Source organism: Sphingobacterium sp. GW821-FHT03E03, assembly GCF_059420745.1.
The window spans coordinates 40,215-60,948 of sequence record NZ_JBWKUH010000015.1 but is presented as its reverse complement, the minus strand read 5'-3'; the positions used below and the strand labels follow the sequence as shown (position 1 = coordinate 60,948).

Below are 20,734 nucleotides of genomic sequence, written 5' to 3'. Positions count from 1 at the left end.
AATTCAGTTATTCACAAAAAAACCAGATTCACTAGGATCTGGTTTTTTGCTATCCAATAAGGCAACTAAGACCTATTTTGTCCCAAGTTTGCCTCATCTTGTTTGATATCCATTTTTTATATGGATTATACCCTTTCCTTCATTATGCTAAAATTTAAGGGATCTACCATCCTACCATTTGATATCCACGTATACACCCTCGGGACTATTTTCAAATTCCAGCAGATAGGTTTTTGTTTTCGTATCCCAATTTGCTTCTGCAAAAACTTCCTTTTTATCAACGACGAGACTCTTTGGTTTGCCAGGTAATAATATACGCGAAATGCTGGTGGTATTGATCGGGCTTTTAGCCGTAAATGAGTATTGATGGCCAGTCGATTTTTCATCGTAAATACGACTTGCCGATGCCAATACCTGAGGCTTTTGTTTATTTGCAACATGATCTATATTGACAAACAGGCACTGTTCATTTGGCTGGATATTTTTAGAGGTAACAATTGGTAGAGCCGGATCAAAAAGATCGATTAAATTTCCCTTAACCTGATAAGGCTGATTGCTCACACTCTCATCCAATACAGCGATCAGGTCATAAATACCCCTTGTCAATGTAAAATAGTTTTTAAATTGAAGTTTCCCGGATTTGCCCTTAGCTTCGTAAAGACTTTTAGTCAGGTCCAACAGTTTCTGACTGTTGTTCGGCTTGACAACAAATTCTTTGGGATCTGAACGCAAAACATAAAAAGTACCTTTCCCGTAGCTATATTGTCCCTCCTTTGGCATTCCGCCACGCAAACCCATTTTTTCAAATAAATGATCTGATGGTCTTTGATATTGGTTGCCATTTGTGTTCCACCATTCCTGTACGGATTGAAAGGGATCGAGATCCGTTGCACAATAAATAAGTACGCCCCCATTTTTTACCCAGTCCGCAAGATACTGATGGGCCTCGGGAGCCAAGGGTTTCATATTGGAATAAGACATCAACAGCACCTTTGTCTCAGCTAGGGCATTCTTAACCCCTAAATTCTCCAGGTGAACTGTTTTAACGGGAACACCACGTTTTAAGAAAGGAAGAGCAAGTCCGTAAAAGTTGGCCAATTGTGGATCGTCATATCCGGCATGTGTCGGGAAACGTTGGAACATCAGTGAATTTGCCAGCAGGATGCTGATCCCTGTTGATCCGGACACTTTACTGGTCGTTTTGGGCATGCTATTCAGACTATTAATCATCACCTGCATCTGGGTCGAATAATGGCGTGGTATTTTTTCTTTTTGGTCACTCTTGGCACTTGTCTTATACAATCCTTCATAGATACGTTCGGGCCAGGGCATCACTTCATAGTCTGCAATATTGGGATACAAAAGTTGTGCAGTGAAAGTAGCCTGATAATTTTTCTTGTAATCAGCCCAGTCACGAGGCCAATCTTCGATCGGGTCCGTCAGGAAAAACATCTTTCGCCCAGTCGGTGCTGTCATGGATTCCATTGCACCGTACTCTAAAAATGCGGTTTCGAAAACACGTTCTTTCGCCACACCATTAAAATAATTGGGTTCACGTGAAGTCCCCGTCCATACCTGTGCGATATATCCATCGACACAGGGTAGCGAGGCCAAGCTTGCCTCAGGACTGACAATCATCCATTGTGAATAATTGATCAACGAGTGTGTGGGCACATAACATTTTACATCCATCCCTTTGGTTTTTCCATAAGATTTGGCATAAGTAAAGACTTCATTCAGTGCATTGAGGTACAAAGCGTACTTTAATTTATTGGATAAGTAGGTATTCTCAGGCGATTCGTGCTGTGGGCGCCAATCAAAACCGTAATACTTTTTCCATTCCTTCTTAAATGATTCGCTATAACCTGCCCTTGCCCAGAATTCGGGTTCCTCCATGAAAATGGCATCAATCCCCGCATCAATAACACGTTTGACATGCATCTCCTTGATGTATTTCAAATAATTTTCAGTAGGAACAATATAAGGAACCATGTGACCATGCCAGATAGTATCACCTTTTACATCAACTTGTCCCTCATCGAGGTGCATTTTCCCATCCCATTTTCCCGTAAAATAATCCTGATATTCCCCCCAGGCAATACCCGTCATAAAATGCGTAATATATCCCCTATCACGCCAGGATTTTACCCGTTCTTCAAACGGAATTTTTCGGGATTTGTCGGAAGGATTTCCCCCGGTTCCATATATCATGACAGCATCTGCACGGTTGTCAATTGTAGGACGCCATTCTCGGGAGCTCTGAAAGGTCGTCTTTACAGGATCTCCTTTTTGAGCGGTCGCTGTGAACGTTGCCAGCAACAATAAAGCGAGTATATTCGTTTTTACCATAGTTTATCTTTTTTTTACCTACGAATAGTTATTGATTGAGCAGCCGCAATTGTTATTTTAAATAATCAGGTTGGCTCCTTTTTTATTGTCCAAATGGAACCGTCCTTTTTTAAGATTCATTTTCATCCAAGAAACCTTAAAAAGGACGGTTCAACATGTGTATTGATTCTCTTATGGGATATCCACTCGTTTGGCTTCGTTGTAGTTCCACCTACGATTGCCCGTTCCACGGGGAGTATCATAGTTGATACGAGAGGCTGCACGAACAAAGACCGTACGACCCTTCGGAATTTCGCCAGTAGACACTATATCAATAACCTGCCCTAACTTTGTCTTGAAGCTGTCGCCATTGTATTCGATTTTGCTCGACCAGCGTTCATCTCGTGCACGATATCCAACCGTAGCGGAATAGCTAACAAAGAGCTGTATATCTGTAACATTTAAAAAATCTGCGTTATAATTTCCTAGTGGCTCGATCTTATCGCGAAAAAGCTGTTCAGTTACAGCACGGGTGACCTTGACTTTCGCTTTTATCTTTCCATTTTCAACAACTGGATCGCCAACCCATTCCACTTTAAGAAAGGGGTGAACTTCCATTTTTATTTCATGTGAACCATTCAGCTCCATATTTTTGCTATCGTCTGACAGTACCTTACCATCTCCGTCTGTACGTACTAAAGGAATAAATGGGCCATCAACGGTGATATTATAATTTCCCTTAAACAGTTTTGTATTTTGAAATGTTCCGTCAGCCATGCAATAGAAGTCAGGATTGTGTTCCACATTATCTCCCCAACTAAGCTCGGTCAATCGAACGCGGATACCTTCACTACCCTGATCGGTCAATACCGGTGCACCCGTTTGTGCGTCGACGACTATGCCCTTCAGTTCCACGGAGGGGGCCTCGTAGTTATCTGCCTCAAAAAGACTACACGAACTCAACATACATAGTATGCCCAGTGCGCTTAAAATGCTATTTTTCATTTGTTATACGTTTAGTGGTGGCTTGGACTTTTATAATTTAGTTCCACCAGTTATTGTTTTATTAAAAGTTCACTCCTTCCAAACAAGCAGTGTCCTGCCATTAACATGCGCAGCACACTTTTGCTGTCTATCGATTAGGCTGTTGATCGATTTTCGGACTTTTAGCCACCTCGTCACCCGGTATTTCAAAATAATAATCTACAGGTGTGTACCGAAACGTTTTGGTGCTTACCCATTGGAAGCGTGCATCAAAGAAGTACTTCCCTGCTGCTGTGGAAAAAAACGGATATAATCCTCTGAATCTAAAATTCTCGTTGTTACTGTATAGATTCTTATCCTTTTGTGTTCCCCAGAAACCGTCCCGGCCTTCAAAATGCAGTACGCGCCAGCGACGTAAATCCCATTTCGCCTTATGTTCAAATGCAAGTTCCTTTCGACGCTCTCTTCGAATGATATTTCGGCCTGTATTATCTCCTGAAATTGTGCCGGCCAAAAGATCTGCTCCCGCACGAGTACGAATCTCATTGACGGCAGTCGTCGCTGTTTGCAGCAGGTCGCTTCCATCTGCCGGACTAGCGCCCAACATTTTGAGTTCAACGGCTGCTTCGGCGGCATTCAATAATACCTCCGCGTAACGCATCAAAATAAAAGGTTGGTCAGATTTCCCTTCTCCAACTTCTTTTGCTGGATTTGTATTGAGCCATTTACGTACATAAAAGCCTGTTAAGGTTGCTTCACCATTATCAAAGAATGGACCTTCGTTGCCAGCGGCATTCATTTTTTGCCCATTGTAATCAACTGTTTGTTGTCCACTACCATCTCTTGGACTCAGATACAAGGTTTTTGGCGATCCTGTGTAGGCACCCAACTGTTGATAGCGTGTGTCAGCTGTTGCATAGGAATAATCTGTAAACAGAGGTTTTACAGGAGTTTGACCAGTATAGACCCCTGCTCGTATATCCATTTTTCTTTGCTTGAAGATATCATCCGGAAAGATAACATAGGCACGTAATCTAGGCTCCGCATTTTTAAAGAAATCCATTGGTTTGTCGTACAACTTATATTCCCCTTCCCTGTTGCTTTGTCCGGTAGTCACTTTGACTGTTCCATCGGGATACTTGTCAAATCCATCAAACAATTCCATAAAATCTACTGTAGGACATGTTCCGGCAGAAAGTGGAGATCTAAATGTGAAGGGCGAGCTAAAGGCATCAAAACTATGTGTCAACGTTGGATAGACATATTCTTTGACGTAGATATTTTCAGGACTACTGAGGTCACTAAACATATCCACCATATTTTGATACTGTGCTTCTTTATCGTTCGCTGCCCATTTCTTTTTATAAAGTGAATAGCCACCCGCTGTCATCACCTGACGTGCAGCCGAATAAGCTTCTGCAAAATACTTTTGTGATGCTGCCTTTGCAGTGCTGGCGTCAAATCCGATGACACGGACACCCGTTTTTCGGCCTAACCCCGTCAGGCGCCCAGAAACCGTTTCGTTGTATTTGGCCACACTACCCGCATAGAGCATCGCCTCTGATTTAAAAGAAAGCGCAACATATTTATTGGAATAGCCAGATTTAGGACCTTTTGGAAGCATTAATTTGATTGCTTCATCATAATCTTTCAAGATCTGGTTCCAGGTATCTTCTTCACTCGAGCGGGGTATCTCCAAATTCTCCAAAGTATTCGGGTATTGTAGTTCCTTGGTCACCAAAGGAATTCCTCCAAAACGTCTTGCCATCGCATAAAACACGGTCGCCCGGACATAATATCCTTCCCCCAAGTAATGATTATAAAGTTCTTCTGAGAATTTGTCCCGGTAATTAGGCAAGGTTTCAATCAGATGGTTTGCATCACGGAGCAATTCAAATGCTCTTCCCCAATAGGCGGTCCTTTCACCGGTAAAAGAGGTGCTGATACCATCGCGAGTCACAGCTTCACCGGTTCCTTCAATGCCTATGGCTGCCAACCAGCCATTGAATTCAATCCCCCATTGTGCCATGTATTTGAAATCTTCAAAAGGCATCAGACTGTACATCCTGGCCATATAAATATCCATACCGGCAGGGGTATTCAATAGGTCTTGATCCGTTACAATATTTTTAGGTGTAATATCTAGATCAGCACAACCTGTAAGTCCGATTGAGCCAGCTAGTGATAGTATAATGAGTATTTTTTTCATTGTAATATTTTTTGTGGGTGCTAAAAAGTAAGCGATAAACCTAACGTATAGGTTTTATTCAATGGATACATACGACCTAGGTTATCATCAGGATGCTCAGGGTCAACAAACCGTACGCCTGTCATCGTAAATAAGTTATAGGCATTGGCGTAAACACGTAATCGCATCGATGAGGAAGGTTTTAAATTCGAAATGGTATAGCCCAATTCGATACTCTTTAAGCGTAAGTAGGCTGTGCTCACCCGATTGAATTCAGAATTTGATTTCGGGTATCTACCTGTAAAACCATAGTAGCCTTTCACCCATTCTGTCGCTGGATCGTAAGGATCCGCCATGGGATTGACGGGATGCCAACGATCAAGGTACTGCTCCAACGTTCCGCCACCATTCGATCCCCAGATTGCATAAAGTGGTTCTTTGTATTCCATAGAACCCAAAGCCGATCCCTGAAACAATATATTCATATCGAAATTCTTGTAAGCTGTTTCGAGATTCATACTATAGTTAAGCCACGGAGTCTGGTCGAATGCAAAAGGATGTTCGTCCTGACCGTTAATTTCGCCATCACCATTCCAGTCCAGATATTTATAGTCTCCGGGTAAGACATCACGTTCCTTATAAATCGGGTAACTCCAAATATCTTCCCAATTCTCAAATCTTCCAGCCGATTCATAACCAAATTGAATCCCTTGATATCTATTGTTGAAATTGTCAATGCGCCAACGGTCATACGAGTTTTTATAGGGGCCATTTTGGACAGCCGTCAGGTACTTATTTCTGGTTACAGTCGCTATAGCCCGAACATTGTATGAGAAATCATTGATTTTATTGCGATGCTTCAGTTCCAATTCCAATCCCATATGGCGATCGCTATTGGCATTTTCCATCGGGGCCGTTGCACCGATTACGGTTGGAAATTCACTCGTGCGACGTTGAAATAGCCCCGACCGTGTGCGTTCAAAATAGTCCAATGTAAAACCAAACAGCCCATTCCACCCCTCGAAATCTAAACCAACATTGAATGTTTTGGCTTTATACCAAGTAATTGATTCGTTGGCGATAGCTTTCCGACTTACGCCGGTGATATATTTATCACCAAAAATATATCCTGGAGCATATTGATTATTATAGCCATTTTCAGCATTTCCACTCGTCGCTGGATAAACATAGCCGGGTACCCAGCCAAAATCCCAGGACGAGGATAAGTCATCCCCTAGCACGCCATAGCTACCCCGGAATTTTAGTTGATTGACAAAGGAAAGCGCGTCAATAGATTTGAAAAATGGTTCCTCGGATATCCGCCATCCCAAGGAAGCCGAGGGAAAAAATCCCCATTGATGTCCTTTGGCAAAACGGGAGGATCCGTCATATCTAAATTGAAATTCTGCAATATATCTGCCCGCAAAATCGTAATTAACCCGCCCGAACAGGGCCGACTTTGCTTCATTATAATAATCACTGATACCACCATACATGGAGGTCATTTGACCATCTTCTACACCTGCAAGCAATTGGTCGGAACCAAAAGCAAGATTTTTCAGTCCATAGAAGTTATCGCCATCGTTCTTTTGTGATTCCCAGCCTACAAGTCCGGACACTTTATGTTGATCGCCAAATGTACGATCGTAATTCAATATCAACTGGCCTAAGACCTGTTGTTTATCAAAAAACTCCCGTTTCATTTGATTTGGGCTACTTAAGTTATAGAGTTTCTGATCATATTTACCCGTTGTTTTATTCAACGCATACTGATAATACTCCTTTCTGAACATGGAATTGTTATCTGCACGGTAATCATAGCCAATCAATGCCTTTGCCGAAAACCCCTGAAGCGCGGAGGATAAATTACTTAGGTCATAATTCAATGCCGCTGAAGTCTGGAAAGTTTTCTTTTTGAATTTGCGATAGCCTGAGATATCCGCGTCCATCATCGCTACGGTATTTTGTTCCAAATCCAGCCCTTCATAATTTAACAAGGTATTTTCGGGATCTGCATACGCGGCAAACAACATTCCCTGTTTCCAATAGTTTCGAATAATGTCAACCGAACTTGTATAGGGATTATTTTGCTGATCAGCCATCCCACTGATGTTCAAATCCAATTTCAATCCCTTGGCCAATTCTGCCGAGATATTCGAACGCAAATTGTATTTATTATAATTGAGATCACCAGATTTAAAGAAGCCTTGCTGATAAGAATAGCCACCACCAATATAGTACTGCACCTTATTGCTTCCGCCCGAAAAACTAATGTCGTGCTGCGTCTGTGGTGCATATTTTGAAAAGATCAATGAAGTCCAATCCGATGAGCGGCGTGTTCCATTTCTGAAATCTTCAAAATCTTTTTCGGTATACACAGGACTTCCACCATTGATGTTGTTCATGGATTTCTCATTGTAGATCGTCATTGCACTGATTGCATCGGCCAATACGGGCATACCAGAAGGTCTTTGAAAAGTATAGGAGCCATTATAACTGACTGTGGTCTTTCCTTCTTTTCCCTTTTTTGTTGTGACCAACACCACACCATTTGCTGATCGTACACCATAAATGGCTGCGGATGCATCTTTTAGAACCGAAACCTCTTCAATATCGCTCGGGTTCAGGCGCTGAAAATCTTCACTTGTACGTGGTACCCCATCGATCACGACTAGCGGAGCTCCGAGACCACGTATATCGAAATTGGCACTATAGGCTCCCGGTTCCGCACTTTTCTGCCATACGCGAACACCAGGGATGCGTCCTGCCAACATATTTTGTGGATTTTCATTCTTCGTCTGCCTCATTTCCGTCCCCTTCACGGATGCGATAGCACCAGTCAGTGATTGCTTCCGCTGCGTACCATAACCGACGACAACAACCGTCTCCAATTGCGTATCATCGTTTTCCAGGACAACATTAATGGTGGATTTCCCATCCGTAATCTCTTCCTTCGCGCTAAAACCCAGCGATTTAAATAAAAGCTTCTTTCCTTCCGGAACTACGATCGTATAACTACCATCTGCATTGGTAGTGGTTTCCACACGTGTACCCGCATGCTGAACAGAAACCGTTACCCCAGCGATAGGCTTATTATTACTATCAAGCACTTTTCCACTGACATTTTTCTGCTGCGCCCAACTCATGGACGGAATACCCAGCGCCATCAGCACAAGCAGTGTGCTAAGTCGCCGCCTTGATTTCCCTAAATCCTTTTTCATATTTATAATTTGGTTTTAAATAGTGATTAAGCTATCTGATGTATTTTCATAGGCTCGCAAGCTCGGTTTTATTGGTATTCGTTTTTAGTATCACAATTGTTTACCTCGATCTTTTTACTTTATCTTGCTATTTTTCGATCTGGTATTGGGACAACATGGCATACTGTGCCGCATAAGTGAACATGAACATTCCCTCTAGGTTATTTTTGTCTTTGTCTGTATGCCATCCACCAAGAAGATCGGGTGGCAATAAACCGGAACGTAAAAAATGGGCATATCCATAGTCCAAATTCTGCTGGAAAGAGTCTATATAACGTCCAGCTTTTTCGAAGACAGGAGAAATCTGAAAAAATCCCCTTAGTAATACGCCGTTAAACCAATTGTTGAACCCATCGGAAGCATAGGTATAATGCGCTGGTACCTGTGAACCTAGTTTAGCAAAGTATTGAAAACTGGCATCACTCAGCTTCTTTCCATCCTCCAAATAGACCTTAGATCGGGTCGCACGGTACAGATCAGCAGCCCCAGAAATCATGGTTCCACTGTTATAGGAAAATGAGGTTCCAACGGCTTTCCGTAATTGGGTATTTTTGCGATACTTTATGCCATTGACGATTTCGTAGACAATACTGCAATCTGGATAGCAGTCTCCCATCATATCATCGTAAACACCTTTACTATTTAATAAATGATCTTTTTGCCAAGCATAAATCCTTTTAGCAAAATCCAAATAAAAATCAGCCTTTCGCAGCATTTTAGAACGACGCGACTGCCTATCTCCGGCATCGATATAATTGTATGTGATCTGATCGTTCTTTTTCTTATAGATTTCATGTAGCCAAACCAATGGACTGATCATGGGCGCGTTGCTACAAGCATGTTTGGTCACGTAGCCCGGTCCCCAGGGAATTCCACCATTTTCATTGCCCTTATCATCTAGGGTGCAGTCCCATCCATCCAATACATAGGTTGTTAGGTATTCTGCCTCCTTTAAATAGCGCTCTTTTCCTGTCAGGTGATAGGCTTCAATCAGTTCCCGAATCAACCACATTTGATCGTCATAGACATTTAATACCCCAGTTACATTTGCTGCCCCCTTTGCCTTTGCACGATCCACAGCATACACTGTCCAGTCTCTTCTCTGTGTAAAAGAAATAAGATTAAATGTTCCTAAATAATAAGCGGCATTTTCGTGAAGCTGGACCAATAAATCCGCATAACGCTTGTAATGTTTGTCAAATAGGTTATGATTCCCTCTTTCTTTTTGAGCTTTAAGTCCATGTAAAATTGCATTGACAGCCTCTATCGAAGCGGAGTACATCCATACACTTGCCTTTTCCTCCGGACGCACCTTCGTATCGGGATTATAGAAACGATGCATAGACTGTCCATCTGCGGAGAAATAAACTTCCATTGACCGGTCCAAGAGCGCCATCGCCCGTACTAAGTTCTGATCTTGCCGAGCCTGATCACTTTTGATATTGTCAACGGAAAAAGAAATTCGGATTTCAGCTTGAACCTGCCGCACCATCACCATGGATACGGAAGCAACAAAAATAAATTGCAGCTTTTTAAAGACTTTCATAAGTAAGATTTCGATTTATAATTAGTTCGAATTTCTACCGAAAATATAGGCAGGAATTCTAACGCAAGGTAAAGCTGACTGATTAATTTTTGGGTTAAAATTGGGTTAAAAGGCAAAAATAAAACGATAACCCTCTATTTTATTTCCTTATATCCTATGATTGGGAAGACTAATACAAACAGCAATTGTAACACAGCTTTTATTTTATTCAGCGCATTTTTTTGCATACTTTTAAGTCCTGTAAGATATTGATAAGGGATATACTAACCGTTACTATATTTCATAAAAAGCCGACAGCAGACAAATTATTTTAAACAGGTCTTTGTCGATAACTATTGGTTTAAGTTTTTTTGATTGCACTATGCGACCCTGTATATTATATATTATTTTTTTGCTCTTAACTCCCCTACTTTCCCGATCGCAGGGGCTCAAATTTAGAGGTGGACATGAGCCTATAGACAAACGCAGTTCCTACGAGTTATCTGACAAAAGGGAGATTTCATTTGAACAGGAGTTTACGCTAAAGTTTCAACTTTCCATTTATTCATCAAATTCATTGGGCAATATCTTCCGTGTCAAGAATAAAGACAATAACACGGTTTACAATTTATTTTATGATGAGGAGGCCGGTAATTGTATTTTCCGTCTGAACGAAGAAGGTAAAAGCAGTCTAATCATCGCAAAAATAAATCAGCAACAATTATTCAAGGAGGAATGGATCACGATTCAGTTGACCTTCCACCTGCATAAGCAATTATTTAAGCTTCAGATACAAAATCAGATTTTTCAATCACCAAAAGTGAAATTACCCTCTCAGTATAGTCCTCAAGTGATTTTTGGAAAAAGTGACTATCTGATCGATGTTCCGGCAATGTCTATCAAAAATGTGCAGATTGGAAATACGGCCAAAAGCTATCTATTCCCATTAAAAGAAAGCACAGGTACTGTTGTACATGATGAAAATGGGGTTGCTTATGGCTCCACTACAAACCCAACCTGGCTCATTGTGGATTCTTACAAATGGAAAAATCTCTTTGCAAGCAGTTCCTTCTCACAAGCTGGTTCCAACTACAATCAACGGACCAAAGAGATTTATTATTTCAATCAGGATTCTATCACCATATACAACATAAAGACCAATCAGACGAAAAAACGGACCTTTCAGAAACCATGTCCCGTAAAATTGGTTTTAGCAAACAATTTTATAGACGTTACGACAAATAAACTGTATGTCTATGAACTTTTCTATACCCAGCCCTATCAAGGCCCTACGGTAGCCAGCCTTGATCTGGAAACTTTCGAATGGAAGGTCGAAAGTGACGACCTGATGAGGAAAGAATTAAATCATCACGGTTCTTTTTATGATGCACAACAGCGACAATTCTATCTTTTCGGTGGTTATGGAAATATGGCTTACAGTGGCGAATTTAGGCGCTACGACCTGGACTCCAGCAAATGGCAAACTGTTGACGGATGGACAGGCGATAAAATTTTCCCACGCTATTTTCTTTCGGCTGGCCAAGGGAGCAATAATCGAATCGCTTATATCTTTGGAGGTATGGGAAATGAATCCGGGGAGCATATTGTAGGCCGAAAATACCTCTATGATTTCTATCAAATAAATTTGGACACCAAGGAAATTACAAAAAAATGGGATGTCCTTTGGAAGGATAAGCATATCGTACCTGCCCGTGGTTTGGTGTTCCCCGATAGCAGCCATTTTTACGCCTTATGTTATCCCGAATATCTAACGAAGTCCAATATCCAATTGTATCGCTTTTCCGTCAAAGATGGAAGTTTTGATATCCTAGGGGACTCTGTTCCGATCTATTCAGATAAAATAAGTACACATGCCCAACTTTATTATGATCAACAATTAGGTAGGCTTCTGGTACTGGTCCAAGAATCAAAAGATGATATACAGTCAACGTTAAAAGTCTATTCCTTGAATATGACGCCGATAACGCCTAACGAATTAAATGGCGTTCCACTGGCTGGATCAAACCGAAAAGTATTCTTACTATTGTTGTTATCTACGATTTGCGGAGTTGGCCTCTATTTCTTTTGGCAGCGAGGTAGGCAAAAGCGAAAAATAGCAAGCGTAGCTGAAAAAAGAGTCCTGCAGGTTCCACGGATTGCAGATACTGGAATCCTACAAACAATACAAAAAGACGAGTTTATACGGGCAAATGCAATTTTCCTGTTTGGTGAGTTCCGTGCTTTTGACCGCAACAAACGTGATATCTCTCATTTGTTCAGTACAAAGCTGAAACAGGCATTTTGTCTTATCCTGTCTAACAGTGCTGGTATTAGTTCACCATATTTCAGTCAGATCATGTGGCCCGACAAATCAGAAGACAAGGTAAAGAACTCAAGAGGAGTCACGATCAATCATTTACGAAAAGTGCTGAGTGAGTTTGCTGGGATTGAACTCGTATACAAGCAGGGAAGATTCCTTATTGAACATAGCGCTGAATTTTATTGTGATTACGTAGATTACATCCAGTTGCTGGCAAACCCTTCTGTTGCTTATGAAAGTAGATTAATTCAGATCATTCAAAGGGGAAAATTCTTACAGGGGTTGGATCTACCTGTGTTTGATGCATTGAAGACCGAGGTTGAACAAAATTTATTACCCATTTTACTGACGGAACTTCATAAAGCTGACATTGCTCATCTGCATAAAAAAAGCATTGAGATTGCGCATACGATATTCTTATTGGATCCGCTAAATGAACAAGCATTATTTTCCGAAATGAAAGCGTTGTTTGCTTTAAATCAACACAATGAAGCCCGCATTAAATTTCAGCAGTTTTGTCTCAACTATAGACAGCTGATGAACGAGGACTTCCCCTACAACCTGGATAAAATGATATAAATAAGCCCTACCATATACTGCTGTATGGTGGGGCTTATTTATTATTATCATCAAGAGATTTAGGCAACCAATTCCTCGCGATGACGTTTTACAAATTGTTTTTTAAGCAGGTATAGTTTATAATAATCATATAAACCTATGATAAGTAAAACAAAACAAACCACATAAAATGTTTTATTAGACAAGTAATTAAAGGAGATTCCACTGAGTAGTCCTCCCATTACATAACTTGTGACAATGGTCAGTAACAAATGAAACTTATCCACCAAATCTTTATTGCTTCTATTGGCTTCTTTGGTGAACATGGATATTAGTATTGCTAGATCGGTCGTCAATCCGGTCAAATGTGTTGTCTTTACAACTGAATTGGATATACTCGCTGTCAATCCATTTTGCAGTCCCATCGCAAACAATAAGGCCCCAACCAATATCTCGGTTTCCTTGAGTGAATCTTCGTAGAAAACATCGAGATATATCCCTACAAACAAAATACTTAATATTTCCAGCACCAGGGGTATCGAATGTGTAAGGTATGCACTGAACTTTCCTTTACCATGGATGATAATTAAGTTGGAAAGCATGCTTCCTGTTAAAAACAAAAGGATCCAAAACAAAACGACAGCACCTTGATACCAGTTTCCTTTTGCTATCTCCTGTGCAAAAACAGCATAATATCCTGTTACATTTGATGTAAAGGAAAAAAACACAATCACTGAAGCGACGTTAACCATACCAGCAGAAAATGCCGTTAGTCCACCCAGTTTAATGTTATCTTGAATGGTCCTATGATTGCTATATTTTCTTAGCATATTTTTCCTTTCCTCCTTTTTTCAGCACGATACGCGCTATTCCCTTGGTCTGCATATCCAAATTGAGATGCAATACCAGCTGATTTTTGTTCAGTTTCTGTATAACAAAACTCTCCACAAGCTCGTTATTTTTTCGAAGTTCAAGGATATGGCCCCTTCCTTTCAAAAACCAGTTATACTGTTTGTCCTTATGATGGGCGACAAAATTCTTTTCACCCATTTTTTCAAAATGCCATAAACCGTCCTGTAAGGGCGGCAGATGGGCAATAGCAGCATCTTTGATACCTTCATGAATAACCGTCTGTTTTTTGAATATTGGCGATTTCTCCACTTTTTCAAAGTACCATCCCTGTTCTTCCCACTCGCCTTCTAAAAGCCTTTCAGGATTTTCGTAAAACATAACCATCGATGATGCCCCCAGAAGCAACAATGCCAAAAAGACAAAATTGAATCTTGCTAGTATTTTTCTTTTAGTAGTTAACATCCCATTTTTTATTAAAAAATAAATCCCCCAAGACACTTCCTCCAGTTTTATGCATTGCTGGTTTTTCGACAATGGCTACACGTTTACGCTTACTTTCGTTGAGGTGCAACAAAGCCTGTCCAACATCAAAGAAATGTCTCGTTCTTTTTTCAAATTGATAATCTGTTGGAATCTTGACCTCGTCAATCCGGGCTCCATTCAGATAATGATGTAAATAATTGGGATTGTCCGTACCGATAATATCTGCGTAGATATTAAGTTTACGATTTTCGTATCGGTGGCAGATCATTTGACAGGCTTTCAAAAAATCCTCTGACTGAAGGTCGTTGAGTTGATCCTCTAGTTTGATTCCTAATAATTCGCTGATTGAGGTGCTACTTTTATTTCCATAAACCAAAATAACGTCAAGCTGTTCAGCCTTCGACTGCTCAATACTATGGATTACAAAAAAAAGTGAATCAATTGTAAAATCACTTGGAATCAATACGCGTGTCGCTTTTGCCATACCCAATTATTTTTTAAACAAAGTTAATGGGTGCACATGGCAACGGAATGAAGCTAGAATTAGCTTTTCATTAGAATTTTAAGAGACTTATTAAAATGAGATTAAAAATAATAAGGAAATTAAAATGGGATTAAAACCGAATGTAAGTTGGCAGCTCAATCTCTACAGTCGTGCCTTCCCCAACGACGGAATTGACCTTTAATGTCCCACCGTGGAGCTTTATTATATTTCTTGCTAAGGGCAGGCCAATGCCGTATCCATCTATTCCATTGGTATTGGATGCCCTAAAATAAGGATCATAAATATAGCCCAATTCTTTTGACGGGATCCCGATACCCTTATCTTTTATCAGGATAAACACTTTATTGTTTAATGCGCCCAAGGCGATATAAGCAGTCCTATTGGAGGAATACTTACAGGCATTACTAATGATATTGGATAATGCAAGCTGGAGTAAAATAGCATTTCCATTGACTTTGAGTCGCATACTGTCATCCGGCAGCAAACTAAAATCTGTCGTAATTTTAAATTTATCATTGATGGCTTTAACAGTCAACTCGGCATCCATAACAATCTGGTCAATACGAACAGGATTAAATGTTGTCGAATTGCTTACAAAACCAGTGCGGGCCAACATCAAAAGCGCCTTAGTCTTTTTTTCCAAATGCTCCGCAGATTCTATAATTTTACATAAGGTACGTTGATATTCCTCAACTGTTCTTTCTTTGGACAGTGCTAAGTCAGCCTGTCCTATAATCGAAGTCAGGGGTGTATTCAATTCGTGTGAAGCATTACTGATAAAATTTTTCTGGGTTTCAAAAGAGGTTTCCAAACGTGTCAGCATGCTGTTGAATGTAAACGCCAGATCATGGAGCTCCCCCTTATATTTTTCTTCATCCAGGCGCTTGTCCAGATTCTCAGAGCCAATCTGCTGGACTTCCTTCATCATGGTCAGGATAGGTTTTAGAAATGAACGTTTCATGAAGACAGAAACCACCAAAATAAAAAGAATACCCAAAATCAGACTAATAATAAGCAGATTACGCAGATAGGCCAGGTGATGCGTGTAGAAGTAATTTTCCGCCGATGCGCCGACAATATAATGCTTATTGTTTTTTGAAAAGTACTTTGTCGAATAGAATTGGTGCCCTGCTTTAAAATTTGATGTTCCGGTCTTGTTGATTTTATCCCACAATTCAGAATAGAATCCCTGGCTTTGAACAATTTTTCCATTCTTATCAAATTCAACCAAAAATTCATGCTGATTGTTCAGACTTTCTATAAAGTCCAGACTCCATTGATCTGTTTGCGAAGCGGATTTACTATTGAGGAACTTTTCTGCTGCAATATTTCTTCGCAGATCCAGGCGTTTATAAAAATCGGTAAAAGCAAAGTTTGTGATCGAGTAAAAGATAAAGCCAACGAAACAGCTGACATATATAACTAATATTGCTATGAGATAGATGAGTTTCCTATTGTAATTATTCATTTTAACCTATTCAGTCTTCTTAATCTATTCAGTCTTCGATTTTTAACACATAACCCATTCCGATAACGGTATGAATGGCCTTTTTGCTCGTTACCTTCTCGATCTTCTTCCGCAGGTAATTAACATATACATCAACGACATTTGATCCGATATCAAAATTAATTCCCCATATTTTATCCAACAACTCACTGCGCTCAAATACTTTCTTTGGGCTTCGGATAAATAATAAAAGTAAACGATACTCTGTACTGGTCAGGTTAAGTTCTTGACCTTCACAATAGGCAACTTTCTTATAATCATCAATCGTTAGAAATCCATAACTGAATGTATCTTTTGGGGGCTGTGCTTCGCGTTGGGTCGCCTGAACAATGGATTGCTGTCTACGGATCAATGAACGTATTCTGGCTTTAAGTTCGATTAGCTTAAATGGTTTAGAAAGATAATCATCAGCGCCATTATCAAGACCAAGCACAACGTTTTCAGGGGTTCCTAGTGCCGTAAGCATCATAACAGGCAAATCGGTATAGCCCCAATGTCTGATCTGTTTACAAATATCAAGTCCGTTGGTGCCAGGCAAAAGAATGTCCAAAAGAACAAGGGCTACATCTTGTTTGGCCAATAGTTGCTCAAGCCCTTCGGCACGCCCCAAATGAATGACCTTATAACCTTCTTCGCCCAATCCCTGTACGATCAAATCCGCAACGTCTTGCTCATCTTCAACCAGAATAATTTTTTGCTCCTCCATATGCATCATAATGTGTCTTTCCCGTTATCGCTCATCGCCAAACCATAAAAATACTGTTTTGATCCTACAGACACAAATCTCTTGCCCAAGATAAACTCGGAGGTCACAATAGATACATCAAAAAAATGATGCTTTTTACCATTATCTCATAATAAACAGAAGTAAAAAACTGAAAAACTAGATTAGCTCAAGCAATGAAGCGATAGCAGTGGTCTTGTGGTTGTCTTATTTATGAATTGACCTCCTCGTTCTCTTTGTGTCGTTCACTGGCAGATTTATCTTCTGAAACACCGCTTTTCCAATAAGAATAGGCATAAAGTTCCTCCCTCTTCCATGCAAGATCCTTACGCAGGTAATTGCGTATCTCCCGAACGGTAGAATACTCCGCTGCAATGTAAGCAAAGCGATCTGTCTGAGGAAGAGACTTTATCTTCACCAGATCCGCCAGCAGACTACCTTCCTGTGGAGTATCATTATGCAACCAGATAAATTCAATATTCGCTTGCGTATATAATTTTTGTACATCCTCCCGGCCATGCACCTCGATGATGCAGGTCCCTTTTGCTGATGCTGGTAAATTTTCCAATATTGCACCTAGTACCGGAAGTGCCGTTGCATCCCCCGCTAATAGATAGTTTTCTGTCAGTGGGAATAATTCGGTCTTACCAGCTCTCATAAGGACACCCAATACATCCCCAGGCTTGGATCCTATTGCCCAGGCAGATGCTGGTCCTTCATCCCCATGTGCAACGAAATCTATCCAGATTTCGTTACGTCGAAGATCTATCCCTCGATGCGTATATGTACGTACTGTTGGCCGAATACGGTCGTCCATTGGTCTCCATTGTCCCTTTTCAAAATCAAATTCCGGAAAATAGACTTTATTCAATCCCATAGGCGGAATCAAAATCTTATTGTTAACACCGATTGTCGTGTCCGCGATTTCTGGGACAGCTTCTCCTGTCAGATAAATCCGGATATAATGTGGGGTCACATATTCTTTTCGACTAACAGTCAATTCAGCTTGTATAATTTTCGCTTCAGCTCTACCCATGGTTTTATAAAATTTAAGGATAAATGATCTATCAATTTTTTAATAGCTATTCTTAGCCCGCATTGTAGGTCGGGTAAGCTAGCTGTATGTCTTTTTTAATTTACTTGGTGGAAATCCAAATTTCCGTCTAAAAGCATCTGAAAAATGACGTTGATTTTTATACCCAATGGCATCAGAGACTTCACCAATGGTCATGTTTTTGTCTAAAATTAGCTTTTTGGCATGTTCCATTTTTGCATCATTCCAAAAACCGAAAACTGTCGTACCAAACAGCTCCTTAAACCCCTTCTTTAATGTAAACTCATTTGTCCCGACCAGATGGGCCAGGTTGACAAGTGTATTGTTTGAATCCATATTATCCAGTAAAAATTCACGGACCGCATAGATTTTATCAACATCAGGCTTTCTGAGGGTCGTGTTCGAAACGTTGTTGTCGGCTAACTGCTCCAACTGAAGCAGCAATAACTCCATGATCTTGGCTTCGAGAAATATTTTTTTAAACATACCCTTACGTTCACAATTTATGATACTATCAATAAGAGTATGCATTTCATGGGTAATTCTTCTATTAATATCTGTCAATAAGCCAGATTTTCCCTTTTCAATAATATTTCTGAAGTCATTAAATAAGATGGAATTATCGGGTATAAATTTCTTAAAAAAATCTGGAGACAAATTTATCTCACATACCTGGAATTCTTCACGTTCCCATTGCATCTGACCACAGATCGAATTGCCGTAAAGGATATTGTGCTGGCAAGTTTCAAAATCTATGGTAGCGGCTAATGTCTCCCCAGCTGCCCGACTTCTACCCTTCAATGCAAAATGCATTTCGACCGTCTCAAAGTCACTTTCAAAACGAAATAGTATCCGTTCATACAGATTTGCATGACCAAAGCCAATATGAATTCCATCAAAAAAGATCTCTTTGTAATAGCCATCACCAAATGGAGCGCCCAACTGTGTGACACATTCCTGGATACCGGCATCGATTGAAAAGAAAGTCTGTGGATAGTTTTTTTCCAATAATAAACTAGCCGAATCAATATCATAAAGTCTTAATCCCATTCCATATTTCATTAAGGTTCAACTATTCCTTTTCACGGACTTTTTACTCCTCATTACATACCCAACAATGGCACTATACCTAGTATCTTTGGCTAAATTACAATTTATTTAGAATGATTCTTAATTATTTAATACAAATAAGCACATGCAAAAGAAAAAAATTGAAACTAAGCTGTCATTAATTCAGGATATAGACAGCCTGCTACTCCCAGATAGCATTTATAATAATATCAAAATGGGCAATCCCCTAGCTAGTAAGTTGGACGTTATTCTTGCAGCGGAGAAAGCCATGGTACTGGACTTTGCCTGGGAGTTTCCGAATGGTCTGGACACCTTTGTTGATGATGAACGCTATCCGCTTTCGGCCGATCAAAAGCAACGTATCAATTTGGCCCGTATATTTTTAAAAAATGTGCGAAATACGACACCTGAGGCTAATATTTCGAGTTCTGATGTATTTTAGTGATCTATCTGCTGGGAGTAGAAAAAGGATGATAAGCAAAATTTAACTCCATTTGAAGAGTCAAATGGAGTTAAGCAAAGCATGTAAACTTAGGGTCTATTCGGTGATTTTTAGCTGGCCACGGTGCTCTGTCAACCAATTTTTGGCAGTAGCTGCTTTATCTCGCGTTCCCTCCATTTGTGCCAAGAGATCTGCCATTGTTGCATCATCAAAATGGATCTGTGAAAAGAGGCTTGCCAATTCTGGTTGATCCTTGCGGAAGTCTCTGCGTGCAAAGATTTTAATCTCTTCAGTGCTACCCAATGTTTTTTTTGGATCATTTAAAAACTTCAATTTCATCTTAGCAAACATCCAATGGGGCTGCCAACCCGCCACAACAATCCATCTATGGGCTTTAATTGCATTCTGTAGCTCAGTAATCATCGCTACCGTGGATGAATTTACGTGTTTATAGTTCAGGTTATAGTCTTTGATAACCTGATCCACAGCCCTTGTGATCCCCGCACCTTTTTCGATCCCAATAATTCTATTATCGAACTGCGCTTCGTGTGCTTTCAATTGCTCGATATCATCAATGGATACATAATCGGGCACAACAAGACCATTGCGGGCGGAAGCATAACTCGTACCGATTTCCTGTAGATTTGGGAACTTCGCTACCTTAGCGCCATGTGTTAATGGCAGCCAGACATCCATATACAGATCTGTATCGCCATTATTCATCGAAGCCAAGATCATATCTGGGGTAGCACGCTGTATCACAACATGGTAACCTTTCTCCTCCATGATCGCTTTGGCAATATAGGTCATTGCGACACCCTCTGCCCAACCGTCAACCATACCAATATGAATGATATTCTTATTCCTGCTACTGTTACAAGCTGAAAACAAAAATACCAGTATCCAGATTCCTATTAACTTAATTTTCACCAT

15 protein-coding genes are annotated in these 20,734 nt (G+C 40.4%); 2 read left to right on the top strand and 13 right to left on the bottom strand.

Annotated features, from left to right (window positions below; genetic code table 11):
• Window positions 1–171: 171 nt before the first annotated feature.
• From AC07UV_RS16605 to AC07UV_RS16585, 5 genes are all read right to left on the bottom strand, one after another.
• Window positions 172–2,349 (bottom strand): hypothetical protein, encoded by a 2,178-nt coding sequence (locus tag AC07UV_RS16605; RefSeq protein ID WP_495184558.1) that lies wholly within the window; start codon window positions 2,347–2,349, stop codon window positions 172–174.
• 171 nt (window positions 2,350–2,520) lie between these two features.
• The gene (locus AC07UV_RS16600; RefSeq protein ID WP_282255606.1) at window positions 2,521–3,333 is read right to left on the bottom strand and encodes a DUF3823 domain-containing protein; all 813 of its coding nucleotides are present in this window, start codon (window positions 3,331–3,333) and stop codon (window positions 2,521–2,523) included.
• A gap of 127 nt (window positions 3,334–3,460) precedes the next feature.
• Window positions 3,461–5,521 (bottom strand): RagB/SusD family nutrient uptake outer membrane protein, encoded by a 2,061-nt coding sequence (locus AC07UV_RS16595; RefSeq protein WP_495184557.1) that lies wholly within the window; start codon window positions 5,519–5,521, stop codon window positions 3,461–3,463.
• 20 nt (window positions 5,522–5,541) lie between these two features.
• Window positions 5,542–8,721 (bottom strand): SusC/RagA family TonB-linked outer membrane protein, encoded by a 3,180-nt coding sequence (locus AC07UV_RS16590; protein WP_495184556.1) that lies wholly within the window; start codon window positions 8,719–8,721, stop codon window positions 5,542–5,544.
• Between the two features lie 127 nt (window positions 8,722–8,848).
• Window positions 8,849–10,306, bottom strand: coding sequence for a glycoside hydrolase family 76 protein (locus tag AC07UV_RS16585; RefSeq protein ID WP_495184555.1), 1,458 nt, complete (start codon window positions 10,304–10,306; stop codon window positions 8,849–8,851).
• A 391-nt stretch (window positions 10,307–10,697) separates the two neighbouring features.
• On the opposite strand from AC07UV_RS16585, the gene AC07UV_RS16580 reads away from it, so the two are divergent.
• Window positions 10,698–13,184, top strand: coding sequence for a Kelch repeat-containing protein (locus AC07UV_RS16580; RefSeq protein ID WP_495184554.1), 2,487 nt, complete (start codon window positions 10,698–10,700; stop codon window positions 13,182–13,184).
• 59 nt (window positions 13,185–13,243) lie between these two features.
• Here AC07UV_RS16580 and AC07UV_RS16575 read toward each other — a convergent pair whose 3' ends face one another.
• From AC07UV_RS16575 to AC07UV_RS16545, 7 genes are all read right to left on the bottom strand, one after another.
• A complete protein-coding gene (locus tag AC07UV_RS16575) occupies window positions 13,244–13,993 on the bottom strand; it encodes a YoaK family protein (RefSeq protein ID WP_282255611.1) in 750 nt (249 codons plus the stop codon).
• Complete coding sequence (locus AC07UV_RS16570) at window positions 13,977–14,477, bottom strand: hypothetical protein (RefSeq protein ID WP_495184553.1); 501 nt, start codon at window positions 14,475–14,477, stop codon at window positions 13,977–13,979. Before AC07UV_RS16570 ends, AC07UV_RS16575 begins: the two co-directional genes overlap by 17 nt.
• A complete protein-coding gene (locus AC07UV_RS16565) occupies window positions 14,464–14,982 on the bottom strand; it encodes a hypothetical protein (RefSeq protein WP_282255613.1) in 519 nt (172 codons plus the stop codon). The genes AC07UV_RS16570 and AC07UV_RS16565 overlap by 14 nt, the downstream gene beginning before the upstream one ends.
• Window positions 14,983–15,112: 130 nt before the next feature.
• The gene (locus AC07UV_RS16560) at window positions 15,113–16,471 is read right to left on the bottom strand and encodes a HAMP domain-containing sensor histidine kinase (RefSeq protein ID WP_120258530.1); all 1,359 of its coding nucleotides are present in this window, start codon (window positions 16,469–16,471) and stop codon (window positions 15,113–15,115) included.
• A gap of 28 nt (window positions 16,472–16,499) precedes the next feature.
• On the bottom strand, window positions 16,500–17,216 hold the full coding sequence (locus tag AC07UV_RS16555) for a response regulator transcription factor (protein ID WP_495184552.1): 717 nt from the start codon (window positions 17,214–17,216) through the stop codon (window positions 16,500–16,502).
• Between the two features lie 229 nt (window positions 17,217–17,445).
• On the bottom strand, window positions 17,446–18,270 hold the full coding sequence (locus AC07UV_RS16550; RefSeq protein ID WP_495184551.1) for a siderophore-interacting protein: 825 nt from the start codon (window positions 18,268–18,270) through the stop codon (window positions 17,446–17,448).
• 78 nt (window positions 18,271–18,348) lie between these two features.
• Window positions 18,349–19,338, bottom strand: a complete 990-nt coding sequence (locus tag AC07UV_RS16545) for a helix-turn-helix transcriptional regulator (protein ID WP_495184550.1) — start codon at window positions 19,336–19,338, stop codon at window positions 18,349–18,351.
• Window positions 19,339–19,483: 145 nt separating this feature from the next.
• Between AC07UV_RS16545 and AC07UV_RS16540 the strand changes: the two genes are divergently transcribed.
• On the top strand, window positions 19,484–19,801 hold the full coding sequence (locus AC07UV_RS16540; protein ID WP_495184549.1) for a hypothetical protein: 318 nt from the start codon (window positions 19,484–19,486) through the stop codon (window positions 19,799–19,801).
• 96 nt (window positions 19,802–19,897) lie between these two features.
• Here AC07UV_RS16540 and AC07UV_RS16535 read toward each other — a convergent pair whose 3' ends face one another.
• Window positions 19,898–20,734, bottom strand: coding sequence for a glycine betaine ABC transporter substrate-binding protein (locus AC07UV_RS16535; RefSeq protein WP_495184548.1), 837 nt, complete (start codon window positions 20,732–20,734; stop codon window positions 19,898–19,900).

What these genes read in the sequence shown, in the direction of transcription:
- AC07UV_RS16570 (WP_495184553.1), bottom strand. Translation starts at nt 14,477, where the DNA reads ATGTTAACTACTAAAAGAAAAATACTAGCAAGATTCAATTTTGTCTTT.
- AC07UV_RS16535 (WP_495184548.1), bottom strand. Translation starts at nt 20,734, where the DNA reads ATGGTGAAAATTAAGTTAATAGGAATCTGGATACTGGTATTTTTGTTT.
- AC07UV_RS16585 (WP_495184555.1), bottom strand. Translation starts at nt 10,306, where the DNA reads ATGAAAGTCTTTAAAAAGCTGCAATTTATTTTTGTTGCTTCCGTATCC.
- AC07UV_RS16555 (WP_495184552.1), bottom strand. Translation starts at nt 17,216, where the DNA reads ATGGAGGAGCAAAAAATTATTCTGGTTGAAGATGAGCAAGACGTTGCG.
- AC07UV_RS16560 (WP_120258530.1), bottom strand. Translation starts at nt 16,471, where the DNA reads ATGAATAATTACAATAGGAAACTCATCTATCTCATAGCAATATTAGTT.
- AC07UV_RS16605 (WP_495184558.1), bottom strand. Translation starts at nt 2,349, where the DNA reads ATGGTAAAAACGAATATACTCGCTTTATTGTTGCTGGCAACGTTCACA.
- AC07UV_RS16590 (WP_495184556.1), bottom strand. Translation starts at nt 8,721, where the DNA reads ATGAAAAAGGATTTAGGGAAATCAAGGCGGCGACTTAGCACACTGCTT.
- AC07UV_RS16575 (WP_282255611.1), bottom strand. Translation starts at nt 13,993, where the DNA reads ATGCTAAGAAAATATAGCAATCATAGGACCATTCAAGATAACATTAAA.
- AC07UV_RS16565 (WP_282255613.1), bottom strand. Translation starts at nt 14,982, where the DNA reads ATGGCAAAAGCGACACGCGTATTGATTCCAAGTGATTTTACAATTGAT.
- AC07UV_RS16595 (WP_495184557.1), bottom strand. Translation starts at nt 5,521, where the DNA reads ATGAAAAAAATACTCATTATACTATCACTAGCTGGCTCAATCGGACTT.
- AC07UV_RS16600 (WP_282255606.1), bottom strand. Translation starts at nt 3,333, where the DNA reads ATGAAAAATAGCATTTTAAGCGCACTGGGCATACTATGTATGTTGAGT.
- AC07UV_RS16545 (WP_495184550.1), bottom strand. Translation starts at nt 19,338, where the DNA reads ATGGGATTAAGACTTTATGATATTGATTCGGCTAGTTTATTATTGGAA.
- AC07UV_RS16540 (WP_495184549.1), top strand. Translation starts at nt 19,484, where the DNA reads ATGCAAAAGAAAAAAATTGAAACTAAGCTGTCATTAATTCAGGATATA.
- AC07UV_RS16550 (WP_495184551.1), bottom strand. Translation starts at nt 18,270, where the DNA reads ATGGGTAGAGCTGAAGCGAAAATTATACAAGCTGAATTGACTGTTAGT.